Here is an 18,543-nt window from a genome sequence, read left to right as displayed (position 1 = left end):
GCCCATTCCTGGGGAGACCATGAAGCTCGCCCGCGACACCTGGCTGGTCTTCCAGCGCCAGGTGCTGCTGATGATCCGCACCCCGATCTGGATCGCCGTCGGGATCATCCAGCCCGTGTTCTACCTGCTGCTGTTCGCCCCGCTGTTGAAGAAGGTGCTCGCCCCCGACGGTGCCAGCAGCTACGCCGACGCCTACCAGGTGTACGTGCCGGGCCTGCTGGCGGTGCTGTGCATCTTCGGCGGGCTGTTCACCGGCTTCAGCCTGCTCGGCGAGCTGAGGGCCGGCATCATCGAGCGCTCCCGGGTGACGCCGGTGAGCCGGCTGGCGCTGCTGCTCGGGCGGGCGCTGCGGGAGATGGTGGCGCTGCTGGTGCAGGCCGTCCTGATCACCCTGATCGCGCTGCCGTTCGGGCTGCGGGTGAGCCCGCTGAACCTGCTGCTCGCCTACCTGCTGCTCGGGCTGCTGGCGCTGATGACCTCGGCGATCTCCTACGGCATCGCGCTGATGGTGCCGACGGACGCGGCGATGGCACCGGTGGTGAACACCATCGCGCAGCCGATCGCGCTGCTCTCGGGGGTGCTGCTGCCGCTCACCCTGGCGCCGCACTGGCTGCAGCAGACCGCCAAGTGGAACCCCTTCTACTGGGCGGTGGAGGGCATGCGCGCGCTGTTCTCCGGCCACCTCGGGGACAGTGCGGTGTGGCAGGGCCTGCTGGTCGTCGTGGTGATGACCGTGCTGTCGGTGTACTGGTCGGCCCGGTTGTTCTCCACCCGGGTGCGCTGAGACACGACGCACGAGGACGGGGACACGTGCACGAGGAGGGGCCCGGCTCACGAGCCGGGCCCCTCCTGCTGTTGCGAGCGTCGTTCAGGAAGCGATCGCCCGGGAGGCGATGAACGCTGCCAACTTTGCCACACCGTCGATAATCTGAGTCTGTGTCAGCGAACTGATCGAGAGCCTCAGGCGGTGCTCCCCGCCGCCCGCCGGGTAGAACGGCGCCATCGGCGTCCACAGCACCCCGTACCCGCGGGCGCAGCGCTCCATCGCCGCGTCGTCGGCGGCGAACGGGACGGTCAGCACGGCGAAGAAGCCGCCCTCGGGCCGGTTCCAGGACACGCCCGAACGGCGCCGCTCGGAGGCCGGGAAGTGCCGGTCCAGCTCCCGCAGCAGGGTGTCCATGCCCGCCGCGTAGTGGGCCGTGGCGGCGGCGTTGGCGGCGCGCAGCCGGCAGTCGTGGCGCAGCAGCATGCCGCCGATGACGGCCTGGCTGAGCGCGGGCGTGTTGACCGTCGTCATGCTCTTCAGCTTGGCCAGTTCGTCCGCCAGCAGGGTGCGCCGCCCGCCGGGGCCGACCACCTCCTGGTCGGCCACGACGTAGCCGAGGCGGGCGCCGGGGAAGCAGGTCTTGGCGAAGGAGCCCAGGTAGACCACCTGGCGGCGGCGGTCGAGCGCCTTGAGCGTCGGCCGCTCCCCCGGGTCGCGGGCGAAGAAGCCGTACGGATTGTCCTCGATGACGAGCAGGCCCTCCTCGGCGGCCGTCTCCAGCAGCCGGGTGCGGGCCGCGACGGGCATGCTGGTGCCCGAGGGGTTGGCGAAGTCCGGGACGACGTAGAGGGCGCGCGGGCGGCGGCCCTCGGCCCGCACCGCCCGGGCGGCGGCGCGCACGGCCTCCGGGTCGGGGCCGCCGGATGGGCCCTCGGGGACGGGGAGGGTGGTCAGGTCGAGCAGCCGGGCGGCGCCGGTGACCCCGACGTAGCAGGGCGAGCTGACCAGCAGGACGTCGTCCGGGCCGGCGCACAGCGCGCGCAGGGTGAGCAGCATGCCCTCCTGGGCGCCGACCGTCAGCACCAGGGCCTCGGGGGCCACCGCCAGGCCCTCGTCGTTGGCGAGGGTGCGGGCGACCAGGTCGGCGATGATCCCCTTGGTGGGGCCGTACTGGAACAGCGCGGTGCGCACGGCGTCCCGGTCGAGGCCGCGGGCCGCCAGGTGGGCGAGGTAGGTGTCCAGGTAGGCGGGGACGTCCTCGGGTTCGAAGAAGCCCTCGTAGGGGCGGCCGGGGGCGAAGGAGACGGCGTCGGGGTAACGGGTGGTGACCTCGTTGAGGAAGGTCATCGCGTCCAGCAGCGGGTCGGCCAGGCTGGCGTGCAGGTCGGCCAGGGGCAGGGGCTCGGGCGCGCTCACCGCAGGGCCTCGCGCAGCCGCTCGGCGGCGTAGCGCTGGGCGTCGGCGGCCGCGTCCAGGGTGCCGGTCATGGCGAAGAAGCCGTGCGGCATGCCGGCGTAGCGGCGGCTCTCCACCGGGACGCCGGCCGCGCGCAGCGCCTCGGCGTACTGCTCGCCCTCGTCGCGCAGCGGGTCGTACTCGGCGGTGATGACGGTCGCGGGCGGCAGTCCGGCCAGGCCGGGGGCGCGCAGCGGGGAGGCGTGCGGGTGGGCGCCGTCGGCGGGGTCGGCCAGGTAGTGGCCCCAGTACCAGGCCACCGAGCGGCGGTTGAAGAGCATCGGGTCGTCGTGCTCGCGCAGCGAGGGGGTGTCGGCGGCGTGGTCGGTGTTCGGGTAGACGAGCAGTTGGTGGCGCAGGGCCGGGCCGTTCTCGTCGCGGGCGATCAGGGTGAGGGCGGCGGTGAGGTTGCCGCCGGCGCTGTCGCCGCCGACGGCGAGCCGACCCGGGTCGACGCCGAGCTCGCCGGCGTGTGCGGCGAGCCAGTACAGCGCGGCGCGGCAGTCGTGGACGGCCGCGGGGAAGGGGTGTTCGGGGGCGAGCCGGTAGCCGACGGAGGCGGTGACGCAGCCGGCCGCGTTGGTCAGCCGGCGGCAGATCGCGTCGCTGGTGTCCGGCGAGCCGAGGGCCCACCCGCCACCGAACAGGTACAGCAGGGCCGGTAGTTGACGGCCGGGCGGCTCGGGGCGGTAGAGCCGCAGGGCGAGTTCGCCGCCCGGGCCGGGGATACGGTGCTCCTCGACGGCGGCGACCGGCTCGGGGCTCCCGGCCGCGGCGCGGATGTCGGCGAGGTCGGCGGCGCGGGCCTCGGCCAGGGTGAGGGTGTAGAGCGGCGGCGCACCGCCGCTCGCGCGCCGGGCGCGCAGCGCCTCGGCCTGGGGGTGCAGGGGCATGGGTGGTCCCGTTCGGTACAGATCCGGTGCGGAGGCGTCGGCGGGCGGACTCAGGGCCTGAGGACTTCAGGATCCAGGGGTCCATGGGCCTGAGGACACGAGGGCCTAGCGGTCGGCTTCGACGTAGACGGTCTCGTCGGTGCGGAACGCGGTGTCGAGGTCGGCGACGTCGGGGCGGGCGCCCTGGCGGTAGGCGCAGTGGCGGATCCGCTCGGGTTCGAAGCCGGCGAGGGTGAGGACGTGGCGCAGCTCGTCCAGGTCGTAGATCCACTGGTGCCCGTAGTGGCGGAAGATCTGGTTGACCAGGAAGGCCGGGCGGGCGGGCATCGGCGGGCCGAAGCCGAGGGTGGTGAGGCGGCGGCGGTGCTTGGCGAGGAAGCCGTCCTCGTTGGCGTAGCCGGCCAGGTAGCGGGCGAGGTCCGGGGTGGTGAGGCGCAGCACGCCGCCGGGGCGCAGGACGCGGCGCACCTCGCGCAGCCAGCCGACCGCGACCGGCATGGTGACGTGCTCGATCAGGTGCTCGGCGTAGACCCAGTCGACGCTGGCGTCGGCGAAGGGCAGCGGCCGGCCGATGTCGAGCTGGGTGAACCAGCGGTCGCCGTCGACCCGGTAGAGGGTGCCGGGTTCGGTGGCGGCGTCGGGGCTGCGCAGGGTGGTGAGGTCGGTGCCGAGTCCTTCCGGGTGGGCGGTCCGGAAGGCGGCGAACTCGATTCCGGTGAGGCCGAGTTCGCGGAATCCGGCGTGGTCGCGGGGCAGCCCGCCGGGGTGCGCTTCGAGCGTGTCGCAGGTGGCGACCTGCTCGCTGAAGGCGTCCAGGCGGGTGGCGAGGCCGTCGGGGTCGTCCCAGTCCCAGCCGGGGAAGGGGTCGTTGCGTTCGGTCTCGGGGGTCGGTTCGGTCATCTGTTGTTCTCCATCCAGTACGGACAACGTGGTGCAGGCGGTGCGCGGTTCAGCCGGCCGGGCAGGGCCAGGGGGCGAGGGCCGTGCGGTCCAGGTCGGCGAGCCGGGGGCGACCCAACAGGGCCATGGTGTGCTCCAGTTCGTCGCGCAGCAGGTCGAGGACGCGGTGCACGCCGGCCTCCCCCTCGGTGGCGAGGCCCCAGAACACCGGACGGCCGACCAGGACGGCGCGGGCGCCGAGGGCGAGCGCGACGGCGATGTCGGCGCCGGTGCGCACCCCGCCGTCGAGCAGCACCGGCAGGTCGGCGGGTACGGCGTCGACGACCTCGGGCAGTGCGGCCAGGGAGGGCAGTGCGCCGTCGAGTTGCCGCCCGCCGTGGTTGGAGACCACGACGGCGTCGGCGCCGTGCTCGGCGGCGAGCCGGGCGTCCTCGGCGGTCAGGATGCCCTTGAGGACCAGCGGCAGCCGGGTGCGGGCCCGCAGCCAGTCGAGGTCGGCCCAGGTCAGGGTGGGGTCGAACTGTTCGCGGGCGTGCTCGGCGATGCCCGAGCCGCCGTCCGTCGCGCGGTGGCTGGCGGACATCAGGTCCTGGTCCAGGTTGACGGCGCGGACGGCGGGCGGGATCGCGAAGCCGTTGCGCAGGTCGCGCAGGCGGCGGCCGATCCTGGGGGCGTCCACGGTCAGGACGAGCGCGCGGTAGCCGGCCGCCTCGGCGCGTTCGACCAGGGCGGCGAGCGCGGCGCGCTCGCGCAGCCAGTACAGCTGGAGCCAGAGCGGACCGGTGGCGGCGGCCGCGATCTCCTCCAGCGTGCGGCTGGCGAACATGCCGGCGACCAGCAGGGCCCCGGCGCGGCCGGCGGCGCGCGCGGTGGCGGTCTCGCCCTCCGGGTCGACCAGCCGGTGGTAGGCCATCGGGGCGATGCCGACCGGCAGGCCGAGCGGCGCGCCGAGCAGCATGCTCGCGGGCGAGCAGTCGGAGACGTCGACCATCGTGCGCGGGCGCAGTGCATAGCGCGCGAACATTTCCCGGTTCGCCGCCACGGTGCGTTCCGTGCCGCTGCCGCCTTCGATGAAGTCCCATATTTCCGGGGAAAGTTGCGCGCGCGCGGCGCGCTCCATCCCGGCCAGCGTGAGTTCTCCCACGGGCATCCTCGATTCCGGGCGGCCACGCGTGGACCAGCCCCGGTTCCGCAGCGTAGGAGCAACAACCACATTGGTATAGACCTTGATTTGACCAAACGTCTGTGCAATCGTCTGGCAACGGAATTGACCGTTTTGGTTGTGAACGGCGTCCATGTCAAATCCCCTCACTTGTGTGGAGCGGTGTTGACCGGCATTTCCCCCTCTTCACTTCCGCCTTCCTCACCGCCGCACGCCGACGCCCCGGACGCCTGGGTCGACCGGCTGTTGCTGGCCGGTCCTGGAGGCGAGGAGTGCCTGCATCTCGGCGTACCACTCGACCGGGACGCCCTGCGCGCCCTGGTCGACGAACAGGCCGCGCACCTCGCCGCGGCCGGACTCGGCCCCGGCGGCACGGCCGCGCTACGGCTGCCGCCCTCGGTGGCGTTCGTCACGGTGCTGCTGGCGTGCTGGCGGCTCGGCGCCCAAGTGGCGCTGCTCGACCACCGATTGACGGACCACGAGGTCGACGCGGCGGTGGCGCGGCTGGCCCCGCAGGTCCTGGTAGGCTCCGCCCACCGACCCGCGGCGGCCCTGCGCGGCTTCTCCGAGGTCGAGCCGGTGGCCGTCCGGCTGCCGGAAGGGCGCCCGGCCCGCACCGGGCACGCGCTGATCCAGCTCAGCTCCGGGTCCACCGGCCCGGCCAAGGTCATCGCCCGCACGGCCTCCGACCTGCTCCGCGAACTCGACTGCTACCACAGGCTGGTGGAGTTCCCCGGCGAGGGCGAGCGGGTCGTCCTGCTGTCCTCCGTGGTGCACGTGCTCGGCCTGGTCGGCGGACTGCTCAACAGTCTGCACGCCCGGGCCTCGCTCACCGTGCCCGAGCGGATGACGGCGGCGGGCATCCTCGCCGCGGTCGCCGCCGGCGACCGGCCGACCACCGTCATCGGAGTGCCCTTCCACGCCGAACTGCTGGCCGGCGCCGTCGCTCCCCCGGCGCTGCCGGGGCTGCGGCGGATGATCGTGGCCGGCGAGCTGGTCCGCCCGGGCCTGCCCGCGCTGTTCGCCGACCGCTACGGCGTCCCGCTCGGCACCATGTACGGGATGACCGAGACCGGGGTCATCGCCACCGACCTGTCCGGCACGCTCCACCCGGCCAAGCAGCCCGTCCACGGGATGCGGCTGCGGCTGGTCGCGGGCGAACTGCGAATCGGCGCGGAATCCTCGCCCTACCCGGGGCTGGACGACCCGACCCGCTGGTCGGACGGCTGGCTGCACACCCGCGACGCGGCCGAACTCGACCCGGCCACCGGCCTGGTCACCGTCCTCGGCCGCCTGGACTCGCAGGTCTCGATCGGCGGCCTCAAGGTCGACCTCACCGAGGTCGAGCAGACGCTCACCGCGCTGCCCGAGGTCCGCGAGGCCGTCGTGGTCTTCGAGGACGGCGCGATCGAGGCCTACCTCGCCACCGAACCCGACGCCGACCTCGCCCTCGTCCAGGACGGGCTGGCCCGCCGGCTCGCCGCCTACAAGCGGCCGCGACGGCTCGCCCTGCTGCCCCGACTCCCCCGTACCGCCACCGGAAAACTCCTGCGCGACCCGGCCGCCCTGCGCAGCACCGCCACGGCCGCCGCGCTCTGATCCACCGCACGCACCCCGACAAGGAGCCACACCATGCAGGACCGCGTCCGCGAGTTCGTCCTCGCCTCGCTCACCGAGATGCAGTACGACGTCTCCGAGGTCACCGGGGACACCGACCTCGGCCCGGCCGGGCTGGACCTCGAATCGCTCGCGCTGGCCGAGCTGTCGGTGCAGGTCGAGGACGAGTTCGGGATCAAGTTCGACCTCGACGAGATGGAGACCACCGCGCTGATGACGCTCGACGAGTTCACCGCCGACGTCGTCAAGCGGATCGCCGCCAGCACCACCGCCGCCGCTGCCACCGCCACCGCCGGCAGCCCGGCGTGAGCGGCTCCGCCCTCCCCGACCGGGCCGAGGTCCGCGCGATGCTGGCGGCGTTCGGGCAGCGCGCCGCCGACACCGTGCCCGACGACCTCGGATCGCTCGAACTCACCTGGCTCATAGCCGAGTTCGAGCAGCGCTACGGCATCCAGGTGGACCTCGACGACGACCGCTTCGGCGCCGTCCGGACGGTCGACGACGCCACCGAGCTGCTGCGTTCGGCCGTCCTGGCCGAACGTGTGGGCGCCCGGCCATGACCACCGGCGCGCCCTCCGCACACCGGCCGCGCGGCCGGCCGGTGGTCACCGGGCTCGGCGTGCTCAGCGCCGCCGGGCGCGGACTCGGCCCGCTGACCGAGGCCGCCGCCCACGGCAAGACCGCCTTCGGCCCCGTCACCCGCTTCGACGTGAGCGCCCGCCGCGCCACCCGGGCCGCCCTGCTGCCCGACGACGTGCCGCTCGCGCACACCTTCCCGCTGGCCCGCGCGGTGCTCGACGCCGTCGGGCAGGCCTGCCGCCAGGCCGGACTGACCGCCGCCGACGGCGCGGACACGCCCGTCCTGCTCGCCCTGCACAGCGACGAACGGACCAGGGGCACCGCCGACGCGGTGGCCGCCGGCGTCCGCGCCGCCTGGGGCACCGCGGGCGTCACCCGGGTGTACACCGGCGCCTGTGTGGCAGCCGCGACCGCCGTCGCGGACGCCGCGGCGCTGGTCGCCACCGGGCGGCACGAGCGGGTCCTGGTCGCGGCCGGGCACCTGGTCGAGCCGGGCGTGTTCGCCGTCTTCGACGCCGGCCGCGCGCTGGCCCGGGACGGCGAGCTGCGCCCGTTCAGCACCGGCCGCACGGGCACCCTGCTCGGCGACGCGGTCGCCGCCGTGCTGGTCGAGGCCGCCCCGGCCGCCGAACGGCGCGGCGCCACCGCCCTCGCCCGGCTGGCCGGCTGGGGCCGCGCCGGGGACGCCCACCACGTGTGCCGCCCCGAACCGGACGGCGCCGGAGTCGCCCGGGCCGTCGAGGCCGCGCTCACCCGCGCCGGCGTCGCCCCGGCCGAAGTCGGCTACGTCAACGCCAACGGCACCGGCTCCACCCTCGCCGACCAGGCCGAGGCGAGCGCGCTGCGCCGGGTCTTCGGCGCGCACACCGCCGAACTCCCGGTCAGCTCCAGCAAATCCGTCCACGGGCACGCCCTGGAAGCCTCCGCCCTGCTCGAACTCGCCGTCACCATCGGCGCGTTGGGCACCGGCCTGCTCCCGGTCAACGCCGGCTGGCTCGGCCCGGACCCGGACGTCGGCCTGGACCTCGTCCTCGACGGCCCCCGCGCCGCCCGCCCCCGCTACGCACTCAGCCTCAACTCCGCCTTCGGCGGCGCCAACACCGCCCTGCTGGTGGCCCCCGCATGACCGGCCACCGGCCCCCGCCCGCCGTTCGACGGCGCCGACCCCGTACCCCGGCACCCACACCATGACCACCGACGCCACAGACCCCGACGCCACGAACTTCGCCGCACCCGCGCCGGCCGCCGCCCGGCTGCGGGTCCTCGCCGAGGCCCGCCGACCCGACCCCGGCTCGGCCGACCCCGACCTGGCCGGCCCGCCGCCACCGCTGCCCGGCTTCGCCGCCTCCGGCTTCAACCCGCTGGTCGCCGACACCGCCGACCGCTGCCTGCGCGCCCACCACGGCGCCCCGCCCGCCCCCGGGCGAACCGCACTGCTGCTGGCCAGCGCCGGCGGCGACCGCGCCACCGCGCGGGCCATCGACCGGAGCGCCGAACCCGGACGGCGCCCCGCACCCCTGTTGTTCTTCCAGTCCAACCCCAACGCCGTCCTCGGGCACATCGCCGCCCGCTGGGGCCTGACCGGCCCCGTCGTGGCGATCAGCCCGGCCCGCGCCGTCCCCGGGCAGGTGCCCTCGGACGCGCTCGACCTCGCGGCGCTGCTCCTCGCGGACGGCGACGCCGACCAGGTGCTGGTCATCGCCGCCGAACCGGGCGACGCCGAACCGGGCGACGACGGACCGGGCGAGGCCGCCGGACACGCGGTGGCCGTCCTGGTCACCGGCTGACGTCCCGGTCATCGGCCGAGTCACCGCCTCAGTCACCACCGGCTGAACCGTCCGGCCACCGCCGGCCGTACCCACGAACGAGGCCCGACGACTGAAGCAGCCGCACCCGGCAGACCAGCACCCGGCCCCGTCACCCACCCAGGCCCCGTCGCACCCGCCGACAGCCCACCGACACCCGCCGACACCCTTCGCCGCCCGCGCGGCCGCCCGACCCACGCCAACCGATCAGCCGCCCGGGCCGTCTCCGGCCCCGAGGGAGGGATCCACCCCGTGACCATCCGCAGTGTCCGCAGCCTGATCGCGGACGACCCCGACGTGGGCGCCGGCAACGTCCTGACCGCCCGGCTCGCACTCGGCCTCGGCCTCGACGAACCGCTGCTGACCTTCGACACCCCGGTGGACGACCACCCCGCCTGGCAACCGCTCACCCTGCGCGAACTCGACCGCGCCGTCCGGGCCCGCGCCGCCGCCCTGCACGCCCTCGGCATCACCCGGCGCGACCCGGTGGTGGTCTTCGCGAGCGACGCCGCCGACCACGTGCTCGCCTTCCTCGCCCTGACCCGGCTCGGCGCCATCCCCGCGCTGCTCAACCCCAACGTGGACGGCGAGCGGGCCGCCCGCTACATCGCCCGACTCGGCGCCGTCGGCGTCCTCGCCGACCCGGCCCACCTGGCCGCGCTGGCCGGCCACGACCCCGGCGCGCCGCTGCTGCCCGAGATCTCCACCCTCGGCGCGGGCGACCCGGACGCCGCCCCCGAGCCGTACCGGCACTGGTCCGGCGACCCGGTGGCGATCACCCACTCCTCCGGCACCACCGGAATGCCCAAGGCCGTCGTCCACTCGCACGCGAGCCTGTACGCGGCGATCCGCCACCGGCTGCGGCTGCCCCGCCCGCAGGGCCAGGACCGGATGCTCAGCGCACTGCCCGCGCCGCACGCCGCCACCCTGATCGCGCTCAACCTGGCGCTCAGCTCGCACACCGAACTCGCCGTGCTGTCACGGCAGTCCGGCGCCGGGGTGCTGGACGCGATCGAGCAGTGGCGGCCCACCGGGGTGATCGGCTTCGCCGCCACCTGGGCCGAACTCGCCCACCACGACCTCGCCGCCCGGGACCTCGCCACCGTCGCCCTGTGGTGGAACACCGGCGACTGCGCGCACGAGGTGCACATCCGCCGCCTGATCGCCACCGGCAGCCGGGAGTCCGTCACCCGCGCGGGCCGCACCCGGACGCCGGGCTCGCTGTTCGTCGACGGCCTGGGCTCCACCGAGATGGGCCACTCGCACTTCTTCATCACCCACGGCCCCGGCACCGAGCGCTACGGGCGCTGCGTCGGGCGCCCGCACGCCTTCGTCGACTGCGAGGTGGTCGGCCCGGACGGCGAGCCGCTCGGCCCCGGCGAGGTCGGCGAACTCGCCACCTCCTCACCGACCCTGGCACTCGGCTACTGGAACGACTCGGCCACCACCTTCCGCACCCGGATCCGCGGCCGCTTCCTCACCGGCGACCTGATGTACCGGGACGGGGAGGGCTACTACTACCACGTCGACCGGGCCGTCGACTCGGTCGAACTCGGCGACGGCAAGCGGCTGTTCACCGCCATGTCGGAGGAGCGGGTGCTGGCCGCCCGCCCGGACGTGGCGGACTGCACGGTGGTCGCCGTGCGGGACGGCGAGCGCGTGGTCACCGACGTGCTGCTGATCCTCACCGCCGACGCCGACCCGACCGCCGACCGGACCAAGGACGTCATCGCCGCCCTGGACGAGGCCGCCGCCGCGACCGTACGCCAGGTGCTGGTCGTCTCCGGGGACGACATCCCGCTCGGCCCCACCGGCAAGGTCCGCAAGGTACTGCTGCGCCAGCGCTACCTCGACGCCGCGGCCGGTGCCCGATGACCCGCCGCGAGGGCGCCGTCGTCACCGGCCTCGGCCTGGTCTCGCCGCTCGGCCGCAAGCCCGCCGAGGTGTTCGACGCGCTCAACGCCGGGCGCTCCGGACTGACCGCCGTCCCCGAGGGCCACGCCGCGCACGGCTGGCTGCCCGCCGCCGGGATCGCCCCCGCCGTGGACGGCCGCGAGGTGCTGCCGCCCACCGAGACCCGCTGCGTGGACCGCTTCGTGCTGCTCGCCCTGGCCGCCGCCGACGACGCGCTCGCCGACGCCGGCCTGGTCGTCGGCCGGGACGCCGACCCGCACCGCACCGCCGTGGTGCTGGCCACCGGCGGCGGCGGACTGGAGACCTTCGAGCAGCAGTCGCACCGCCGGCTGGAACGCGGCCGCCCCGGCGTCAGCCCGTACCTGCTGCCGGGCATGCTCTCCAACATGGCCACCGCCCGGATCGCCATCAAACACGGCATCCGCGGCTACAGTTCGGCCGTGGTGACGGCCTGCGCGGCCGGTGCCCAGGCCGTCGCCGAGGGGCTGCGGCTGATCCGCTCCGGCGACGCGGACGTGGTGGTGTGCGGCGGCACCGAGTCCTCGCTGCACCCGACCATCGCCGCCGCCTTCACCAACGCCCGTGCGCTTGCGCAGGGTTGGGAGGATCCGGAGCAGGCGAGCCGACCCTTCGACACCCGCCGCAACGGCTTCGTGCTCGGCGAGGGCAGCGCCGTCCTCGTCCTGGAACGCGCCGACCACGCCGACGCCCGCGGCGCCGCCGGGTACGCGGACGTCATCGGCTGGGGCGCCTCGACCGACGCCCACCACCCGACCATGCCCCGCCCCGACGGCTCCGGCGCCGCCGACGCGATGCGCTCCGCGCTCGCCAACGCCGGCCTGGCACCGGGCGACATCGACTACGTGAACGCCCACGGCACCGGCACCAAGCTCGGTGACGTGGCCGAGACCGCTGCCCTGCGCGCCGTCTTCGGCGCGCACCCGCCCGCGGTCAGCTCCACCAAGGGTGCCACCGGCCATCTCCTCGGCGCCGCGGGCGCGTTGGAGGCGGCGGTGACCGCCCTGGCGGTGGCGAGGGGGACGCTGCCGCCGACACTCAACCTGACCGACCCCGACCCGGCCTGCGACCTGGACCACGTCCGGGGTGGGGCCCGGTCCGCACCGGTGCGCGCCGCGCTGAGCAACGCCTTCGCCTTCGGCGGCCACAACCTCAGCCTGATCCTCGGCCCGGCGTCCACCCGGGCCGCCAAGTAGCGCGCCGATCCACGCCCTTCCATCCCTCCGGGGGAGATCCCGTTGTCCATCCAGTCCATCACCCACGTCGAGTTCCACTGCGCGGACGCCGACAAGACCGCGGCCGGGCTCTGCGCCGACTTCGGCTTCGCCGCCGACGCCCCGGAGACCGCACCGGACGGCGCCCGCACCATCCGGCTGCGCCAGGGCTCGATCCGGATGCACCTGGCCTCCGCCGCCGACCCCGACCACCCGGTGGCCGGCTTCGTCGCCCGGCACGGGGACGGCGTCGCCGCCCTCGCCCTCGCCTGCACCGACCCGCAGGCCGCGCTGGAGCGCGCCGAGCGGCACGGCGCCCGCGTGCTGGACCGGGCCGGCCGGCTGATCGCCGGCTTCGGCGACACCGCCCTGAGGTTCGTACCGCCGCGCCCGGCGGAACCCGCCGACGAGCCGGGCCTGCTGGACGCCCTGGACCACGTCGCGATCTGCGTCCCGGCCGGCGAACTCGCCGACGCCGTACGGTTCTGCGAGGCCGCGCTCGGCTTCCACCGGATCTTCGGCGAGTACATCGAAGTCGGCCGGCAGGCCATGGACTCCAGCGTGGTGCAGAGCGCCTCCGGCGAGGTCACCTTCACCCTGATCGAGCCGGACACCACCCGGCGGCCCGGCCAGATCGACGAGTTCCTGGCCTCCCACGACGGCGCCGGAGTGCAGCACCTGGCCTTCCGCACCGGCGACATCGCCACCGCCGTCCGCACCGCCCGGGCCAACGGCGTGGAGTTCCTGAGCACCCCGGGCACCTACTTCGACGCCCTGGCCGAGCGGTTCGGCGAGACGGCGATCCCGGTGGAGACCCTGCGAGACCTGCACGTGCTCGTCGACCAGGACCACGGCGGCCAGCTGTTCCAGATCTTCGTCCGCTCCACCCACCCCCGGCGGACGTACTTCCTGGAGCTGATCGAGCGCCAGGGCGCCGGCACCTTCGGCACCGCGAACATCAAGGCCCTGTACGAGGCCGTCGAGCGGCAGAGCTCCGACGCCGCCGTCTGACCGCCGCCCACACCTCAAGAAGGGGCACACCCCATGACCACCGCCGTCGAGTTCCGCCTCAGCGAGGCCGAACACGCCCTGCTGCCCACGCCCGAGGAGGTGGCCCACTACCGCGAGCACGGCTGGTACCTGTCCCGGAAGCTGTTCAGCGACGAGGAACTGGACACCCTCCAGGCCGCCACCGAGCTCTACTACGGCGGCCACCGCGACCGCGAACTGCCCGCCCGCCCACCGCGCCTGGCCGCCTGGGATCCCTCGCAGGGCCCGATCCAGCGGCACAACGACTACGTGCACTACGAGAGCGACGCCATCGGCGCGATCCTGCGCAAGCCGCTGATCGGCGCGGTGGCCGCCCTGCTGGCCGGCGCCGAGGAGATCCGGGTGTTCCAGGCGACCCTGATCTACAAGCCGCCGGTGCCCGGGGAGCCGAGCAACCAGGTGCCCTGGCACTTCGACAAGCACTACTGGCAGACCTCCACCTCGGAGGAGATGCTCACCGCGTTCATCCCGTTCCACGACTGCCGCGAGGAGAACGGCACCATCACCATGGTGGACGGCAGCCACCGCTGGCGGGAGCTGGACTCCGGCGAGGACTCCACCCGCCACTTCGCCGACCGCGACCGCACCCAACTCGACGACATCCTGGCCGCCAACGCCGCCCACAACGGGCAGCAGGTGCGCACCGTCCCGATGCACATCCCGCGCGGCCACATGTCCTTCCACCACTGCCGCACCTACCACGGCAGCGGCCCCAACCTGGCCTCCTTCCCCCGCCGGGCCGTCTCGCTGCACCTCCAGGACGGCGCCAACGAGTACCGCCGCCACACCCGGGCGGACGGCGGCCCGGTGGTGTACAACCACGACGTGCTGGTGCGCCGCACCGCCGACGGCCGGCCCGACTACGCCGACCCGCAGTTCTGCCCGACCATCTGGCGGGGGGCCCGGTGACGGCTCCCCCGGCGACCCTGCCCCCCGGCAGCGCGGCCCCCGGCAGCGCGCCGCTGGACACGCCGGCCGAGCGCTACCGGATGCTGCGGCTGATCCGCGGCTTCGAGGAGCTGGCGCTCGGCCTGGTGAAGGCCGGCGCGATCCCCGGCGGCATCCACCCGTACATCGGGCAGGAGGCCGTCGCGGTCGGCGTCTGCTCGGCGCTCGGCCCCGCCGACCGGCTCACCAGCACCCACCGCGGCCACGGCCACGTGCTCGCCCGGGGCGCCGCACCGCACCGGCTGCTCGCCGAACTCGCGGGCCGCGTCGACGGGTTGAACGGCGGCCGGGGCGGCTCGATGCACGCCGCCGACCTCTCGCTCGGCATCCTCGGCGCCAACGGCATCGTCGGCGCCGGCGCCCCGATCGCGGTCGGCGCCGCCTGGACCGCCCGCCAGGCCGGGGACGGCCGGGTGGCCGTGGCCTTCTTCGGCGACGGCGCGCTCAACCAGGGCGTGCTGCTGGAGTCGTTCAACCTCGCCGCGATGTGGCGCCTGCCGGTGGTGTTCGTCTGCGAGAACAACGGCTACGCCACCACCCTGCCCGCCGCCACCGCGGTCGCGGGCAGCGCGACCGGGCGGGCCGCCGCCTTCGGCATCCCCGCCGAGGAGGTGGACGGCATGGACACCGAGGCCGTCCGCGCCGCCGCCCTGCGCGCGGTGGAGCGGGCCCGGTCCGGCGGCGGCCCCGGCTTCCTGGAATGCCGCACCTACCGCTACGAGGGCCACCACACCATGGAACGCCGGATGAAGCTGCACTACCGCACCCCCGAGGAGGTCGAGGCCTGGCGCGCCCGCGACCCGCTCCCCCGGGCCGCCGCCCAGCTGGAGCAGCCCGCCGTCGCCGAACTCGACGACGCGGTGGCCCGCCAGCTCGCCGCCGCCGAGGAGTTCGCCCTCGCCTCCGAACACCCCGACCCGGCCGGCGCGTTGGACCACCTGTACGCCGACGGCCTGCGGCCCCGGGCCGGGGCGGTGGCATGACCAGGCTCTCGTACACCAAGGCCCTCAACCGGGCGATCGCCGACGAACTCGCCGACGACCCGGCGGTCTGCGTCTTCGGCGAGGACATCGGCGCCGGGATGGCCGGCCCGACGCTCGGCCTGCTGGACCGCTTCGGGCCCGAGCGGATCGTCGACACCCCGCTGTCCGAGCAGGCCTTCACCGCCATGGCGATCGGCGCGGCGCTCACCGGGCGGCGCCCGGTGCTGGAGTTCCAGATCCCCTCGCTGCTGTTCCTGGTCTTCGAGCAACTCGTCAACCAGGCACACAAGTTCTCGCTGATGACCGGCGGGCAGGCGAGCGTCCCGCTGACCTGCCTGGTGCCCGGATCGGGCTCCCGGGACGGCTGGGCCGGGCAGCACTCCGACCACCCGTACAGCCTGTTCGCGCACGCCGGGGTGAAGACCGTGGTGCCCGCCACCCCGACCGACGCCTACGGGCTGCTGCGCTCGGCGATCCGCGACCCGGACCCGGTCGTGGTGTTCGCGCCCGCCGCCGCCCTCCCGGTGCGCGAGACCGTCACCTGGGACCTCGCGCCGATCCCGCTCGGCCGGGCCCGGATCCACCGCCCCGGCACCGACGTCACCGTGGTCGCCGTCGGACACCTGGTGCACGACGCGCTCGCCGTGGCGGACGAGGTCGCCGAGGACATCTCGGTCGAAGTCCTCGACCCCCGCACGCTGTACCCCCTAGATTGGGCCGCGCTCGCAGCCTCGCTGGAACGCACCGGCCGGCTGGTCGTCTTCGACGACTCCAACCGCAGCTGCGGCTTCGCCGCGGAGGTGCTGGCCACCGCCTCCGAGGAGATGCGCCTGATCGCCCCGCCCCGCCGGGTCACCCGCCCCGACGGCGCCGTCCTGCCGTTCGCCCCCGCCCTCGACCGCGCCCTCCAGCCCGGCCGCGAGCAACTGCGCCATGCCCTGCACGCCGTCCTCAAGCACCCCTGAGCAGAAGGAGCCGCCTTGTCCACCAACCGCTACCACTGGGACCGTTCGCACCCCGGCCTGACCAGCCTCCAGCAGGCCATCGACCCGCTGCGCCGCGAGGTGGTCGGCCACAGCGTCTACGGCGGGCTGACCAGCATCGGGCGCGTCCGCACCTTCCTGGACAGCCACGTCTTCGCGGTCTGGGACTTCATGTCGCTGCTGAAGAGCCTGCAACGCGACCTCACCAGCGTCGAGGTCCCGTGGGTCCCGAGCGGGCCGACCGCCAGCCGCCGGCTGATCAACGAGATCGTGCTGGTCGAGGAGAGCGACGAACTCGGGGAGGGCTACACCAGCCACTTCGAGCTGTACGTCGAGGGCATGCGGCAGGCCGGCGCCGACCCGGGCCCGGTGGAGGAGTTCCTGGGGCTGCTGGGCACCGGCACCGCCGTCCCGCAGGCGCTGAAGGCCGCCGCGGTGCCGCAGGCCGCCGTCGACTTCACCGGCACCACCTGGTCGATCATCGAGAACGCGCCGGTGCACTGCCGGGCCGCCGCCTTCGCCTTCGGCCGCGAGGACCTGATCCCGGACATGTTCGCGCAGGTGGTCGGCATCGACGACCCGGACGGCGTGCTCACCGTCTTCAAGGACTACCTGGCCCGGCACATCGAGGTCGACGGCGAGCAGCACACCCCGATGGCGATGCAGATGCTGATCGACCTGTGCGGCGACGACCAGGCCAAGTGGGACGAGTGCGCCGAGACCGTCCGCACCGCGCTGCGCGCCCGGGTACAGCTGTGGACGGCGATCGAGGCCGCCTTCGCGTAGCGCGGCCCAGGCGCGGCCCAGGCGCGGCTCACCCCGCGGCTCACCCCGCGCGTCGCGGTACGACTCACGCCACGTGCGGTACGGCTCAGATCACCTTCGGGACGGCGGCGGCCGACGCGGGCAGTTCGTCCGCCGCCCTCCGGAAGCGGTGCAGCGCGGCCCGGCCCTCCGCCCCCCGCACCCGGGCGGCGAGCCGGGCCGGCAGCACCACGGTGGTCAGGCATCCGGTGCCGCCGAACCCCTCGACCGTCCAACTCACCCAGGGAAGCGGATAGTTGGCGGCCGGACTGAAGAACACCGGCCGGTGCCCCTGGAAGCTCACCCGATAGGCCCCGAACCGGCTCCAGTTCGAGAAGCTGAACCGGCGCTCCTGCGGGTCGAAGCCCAGCGGCACGCAGTCCCGCAACCGGGAGCGGCCGAGCGAGGCCAGGAAGCCGAGATTGGAACGCAGGTTGAGGTGGGCGGCCGGGAACTCCTCGACCGCCGCCCGCAGCGCGCCCGCGAGCGCCGCCGGGCCGTCCTCGGGCCGGTGCGACACGTGGACGTCGCCCAGCAGGTTGCCCACCAGGGCGGGTGAAAGTCCGAGCCAGCGCCGGGCGTTGACCGGTACGGTCAGCCAGCGCTCCGCCTCGTCGCCATCCAACTCCCTTATGGTGCTGACGACATGGGCGCAGAGCACGTCACCGGAGGAGAGCCGTCGGCCGACCGTCGCACTGAACTCCGCGCGCATCCGCTCGACTTCGGCGTCACCGAAGTAGATCTGGACGGTCCGGTTGGCCCGCGGACCGACCGCCACCTCGCGGGCCAGCAGCTGCGCCTGCGCCGTCGAGGGCACCCGGAAGCCGGGCCGTCCGCAGTCCTCGGCGGGGAGCACCCGGTCCAGCAACTCGTCCTGATCCTCGACCAGTTCGGCCTCCGGCAGCTCCTCGTCCTCGACCGCCGCCGACCAGATCCGCAGCAGCAGCATGAAGCTGTGCAGATCGCCGATCGCGTGGTGCCAGGAGCAGCCCAGCACCGTCCCGCCGTCTCCGGTGCGGGTGACCCGGACGGTGAGCAGTGGTACGCCGCCACCGCGCGCGGCCGGGGCGTCCACCGGATCGACCAGTTCGGAGCCGGCGGCCGTCACCCGGCCCATCGCCTCGGCGAGCGTGCCGTCCACGGTGTAGACGTCCAGCGGGACGCCGGAGTCGTCGCAGACCGCTTCGAGGGCGCCTCCCCCGCCGGTGCGCAGCCGCCCGGCGAACACCGGCACCCGGTCGAGCGCGCGGGCCAGCCCGGCGGCCAGCCGGTCCTCGTCCAGCGCCTGGTCGAAGTAGAGCACGACCGAGACGGCGAGGTCCGCCAGCATGGTGTCCATCAGGCCGCAGTGCAGCACCGTTCCGGGGGCACGGCCGGCCCTGACAGTCCGGGATCTTCGCAACACCGGCCAACTACTCATGCGTTCCGTCCCCGATTGTTCGGCGGGTGGCG

General features: G+C 74.6%; 18 protein-coding genes. 13 read left to right on the top strand and 5 right to left on the bottom strand.

What is annotated here, in order from left to right; genetic code table 11:
- Positions 1–19: 19 nt before the first annotated feature.
- A complete protein-coding gene (locus AB0P03_RS35200) occupies positions 20–784 on the top strand; it encodes an ABC transporter permease (RefSeq protein WP_363582548.1) in 765 nt (254 codons plus the stop codon).
- An 84-nt stretch (positions 785–868) separates the two neighbouring features.
- On the opposite strand, the gene AB0P03_RS35195 is transcribed toward AB0P03_RS35200, so the two are convergent.
- From AB0P03_RS35195 to AB0P03_RS35180, 4 genes are all read right to left on the bottom strand, one after another.
- Positions 869–2,182, bottom strand: a complete 1,314-nt coding sequence (locus AB0P03_RS35195) for a PLP-dependent aminotransferase family protein (RefSeq protein ID WP_363632648.1) — start codon at positions 2,180–2,182, stop codon at positions 869–871.
- Positions 2,179–3,114 (bottom strand): alpha/beta hydrolase, encoded by a 936-nt coding sequence (locus tag AB0P03_RS35190; RefSeq protein WP_363582544.1) that lies wholly within the window; start codon positions 3,112–3,114, stop codon positions 2,179–2,181. Before AB0P03_RS35190 ends, AB0P03_RS35195 begins: the two co-directional genes overlap by 4 nt.
- Before the next feature lie 105 nt (positions 3,115–3,219).
- Positions 3,220–4,014, bottom strand: coding sequence for a methyltransferase domain-containing protein (locus tag AB0P03_RS35185; RefSeq protein ID WP_363582542.1), 795 nt, complete (start codon positions 4,012–4,014; stop codon positions 3,220–3,222).
- Positions 4,015–4,063: 49 nt separating this feature from the next.
- Positions 4,064–5,158 (bottom strand): alpha-hydroxy acid oxidase, encoded by a 1,095-nt coding sequence (locus AB0P03_RS35180; protein WP_363632646.1) that lies wholly within the window; start codon positions 5,156–5,158, stop codon positions 4,064–4,066.
- Positions 5,159–5,338: 180 nt separating this feature from the next.
- On the opposite strand from AB0P03_RS35180, the gene AB0P03_RS35175 reads away from it, so the two are divergent.
- The 12 genes from AB0P03_RS35175 to AB0P03_RS35120 all read left to right on the top strand — a co-directional run bounded on the left by AB0P03_RS35175 (position 5,339) and on the right by AB0P03_RS35120 (position 17,073).
- Positions 5,339–6,775, top strand: coding sequence for an AMP-binding protein (locus tag AB0P03_RS35175; RefSeq protein WP_363632644.1), 1,437 nt, complete (start codon positions 5,339–5,341; stop codon positions 6,773–6,775).
- A 33-nt stretch (positions 6,776–6,808) separates the two neighbouring features.
- Positions 6,809–7,102: an acyl carrier protein gene (locus AB0P03_RS35170; protein ID WP_363632642.1), complete on the top strand. Its 294-nt coding sequence runs from the start codon at positions 6,809–6,811 to the stop codon at positions 7,100–7,102.
- The gene (locus AB0P03_RS35165) at positions 7,099–7,353 is read left to right on the top strand and encodes an acyl carrier protein (RefSeq protein ID WP_350885552.1); all 255 of its coding nucleotides are present in this window, start codon (positions 7,099–7,101) and stop codon (positions 7,351–7,353) included. Before AB0P03_RS35170 ends, AB0P03_RS35165 begins: the two co-directional genes overlap by 4 nt.
- On the top strand, positions 7,350–8,498 hold the full coding sequence (locus AB0P03_RS35160; protein WP_363632640.1) for a beta-ketoacyl synthase N-terminal-like domain-containing protein: 1,149 nt from the start codon (positions 7,350–7,352) through the stop codon (positions 8,496–8,498). Before AB0P03_RS35165 ends, AB0P03_RS35160 begins: the two co-directional genes overlap by 4 nt.
- Before the next feature lie 61 nt (positions 8,499–8,559).
- Positions 8,560–9,159 carry a hypothetical protein gene (locus AB0P03_RS35155; protein ID WP_363632638.1) on the top strand — a complete coding sequence of 200 codons (600 nt, stop codon included), beginning with the start codon at positions 8,560–8,562 and terminating at the stop codon, positions 9,157–9,159.
- Between the two features lie 270 nt (positions 9,160–9,429).
- Positions 9,430–11,052 (top strand): class I adenylate-forming enzyme family protein, encoded by a 1,623-nt coding sequence (locus AB0P03_RS35150; RefSeq protein WP_363582530.1) that lies wholly within the window; start codon positions 9,430–9,432, stop codon positions 11,050–11,052.
- Entirely contained in the window at positions 11,049–12,305 is a 1,257-nt protein-coding gene (locus tag AB0P03_RS35145; RefSeq protein WP_363617211.1) for a beta-ketoacyl-[acyl-carrier-protein] synthase family protein, read from the top strand. The genes AB0P03_RS35150 and AB0P03_RS35145 overlap by 4 nt, the downstream gene beginning before the upstream one ends.
- 42 nt (positions 12,306–12,347) lie before the next feature.
- Positions 12,348–13,334: a 4-hydroxyphenylpyruvate dioxygenase gene (gene hppD, locus AB0P03_RS35140; RefSeq protein WP_363582526.1), complete on the top strand. Its 987-nt coding sequence runs from the start codon at positions 12,348–12,350 to the stop codon at positions 13,332–13,334.
- A gap of 33 nt (positions 13,335–13,367) precedes the next feature.
- Positions 13,368–14,282: a phytanoyl-CoA dioxygenase family protein gene (locus AB0P03_RS35135; protein ID WP_363582524.1), complete on the top strand. Its 915-nt coding sequence runs from the start codon at positions 13,368–13,370 to the stop codon at positions 14,280–14,282.
- Positions 14,279–15,304: a thiamine pyrophosphate-dependent dehydrogenase E1 component subunit alpha gene (locus tag AB0P03_RS35130; RefSeq protein WP_363632636.1), complete on the top strand. Its 1,026-nt coding sequence runs from the start codon at positions 14,279–14,281 to the stop codon at positions 15,302–15,304. Before AB0P03_RS35135 ends, AB0P03_RS35130 begins: the two co-directional genes overlap by 4 nt.
- Positions 15,301–16,269: a transketolase C-terminal domain-containing protein gene (locus AB0P03_RS35125; protein ID WP_363582520.1), complete on the top strand. Its 969-nt coding sequence runs from the start codon at positions 15,301–15,303 to the stop codon at positions 16,267–16,269. The genes AB0P03_RS35130 and AB0P03_RS35125 overlap by 4 nt, the downstream gene beginning before the upstream one ends.
- 15 nt (positions 16,270–16,284) lie before the next feature.
- Positions 16,285–17,073, top strand: a complete 789-nt coding sequence (locus AB0P03_RS35120; RefSeq protein WP_363632634.1) for a DUF3050 domain-containing protein — start codon at positions 16,285–16,287, stop codon at positions 17,071–17,073.
- An 85-nt stretch (positions 17,074–17,158) separates the two neighbouring features.
- On the opposite strand, the gene AB0P03_RS35115 is transcribed toward AB0P03_RS35120, so the two are convergent.
- A complete protein-coding gene (locus AB0P03_RS35115) occupies positions 17,159–18,430 on the bottom strand; it encodes an acyltransferase (protein WP_363632632.1) in 1,272 nt (423 codons plus the stop codon).
- Positions 18,431–18,543: the final 113 nt, after the last annotated feature.

The sequence above is a fragment of the Kitasatospora sp. NPDC088779 genome, from assembly GCF_040685395.1.
In the GTDB taxonomy this organism is placed as follows: Bacteria; Actinomycetota; Actinomycetes; order Streptomycetales; family Streptomycetaceae; genus Kitasatospora.
The sequence above is the reverse complement of the archived record's forward strand: the minus strand, read 5'-3'. Positions and strand labels throughout refer to the sequence as shown.

Excerpts from the sequence above, each read along its gene's own strand:
- AB0P03_RS35200 (WP_363582548.1), top strand. The coding sequence starts at position 20 with ATGAAGCTCGCCCGCGACACCTGGCTGGTCTTCCAGCGCCAGGTGCTG.
- AB0P03_RS35125 (WP_363582520.1), top strand. The coding sequence starts at position 15,301 with ATGACCAGGCTCTCGTACACCAAGGCCCTCAACCGGGCGATCGCCGAC.
- AB0P03_RS35145 (WP_363617211.1), top strand. The coding sequence starts at position 11,049 with ATGACCCGCCGCGAGGGCGCCGTCGTCACCGGCCTCGGCCTGGTCTCG.
- AB0P03_RS35155 (WP_363632638.1), top strand. The coding sequence starts at position 8,560 with ATGACCACCGACGCCACAGACCCCGACGCCACGAACTTCGCCGCACCC.
- AB0P03_RS35160 (WP_363632640.1), top strand. The coding sequence starts at position 7,350 with ATGACCACCGGCGCGCCCTCCGCACACCGGCCGCGCGGCCGGCCGGTG.
- AB0P03_RS35135 (WP_363582524.1), top strand. The coding sequence starts at position 13,368 with ATGACCACCGCCGTCGAGTTCCGCCTCAGCGAGGCCGAACACGCCCTG.
- AB0P03_RS35185 (WP_363582542.1), bottom strand. The coding sequence starts at position 4,014 with ATGACCGAACCGACCCCCGAGACCGAACGCAACGACCCCTTCCCCGGC.
- AB0P03_RS35190 (WP_363582544.1), bottom strand. The coding sequence starts at position 3,114 with ATGCCCCTGCACCCCCAGGCCGAGGCGCTGCGCGCCCGGCGCGCGAGC.
- AB0P03_RS35170 (WP_363632642.1), top strand. The coding sequence starts at position 6,809 with ATGCAGGACCGCGTCCGCGAGTTCGTCCTCGCCTCGCTCACCGAGATG.
- AB0P03_RS35115 (WP_363632632.1), bottom strand. The coding sequence starts at position 18,430 with ATGGACACCATGCTGGCGGACCTCGCCGTCTCGGTCGTGCTCTACTTC.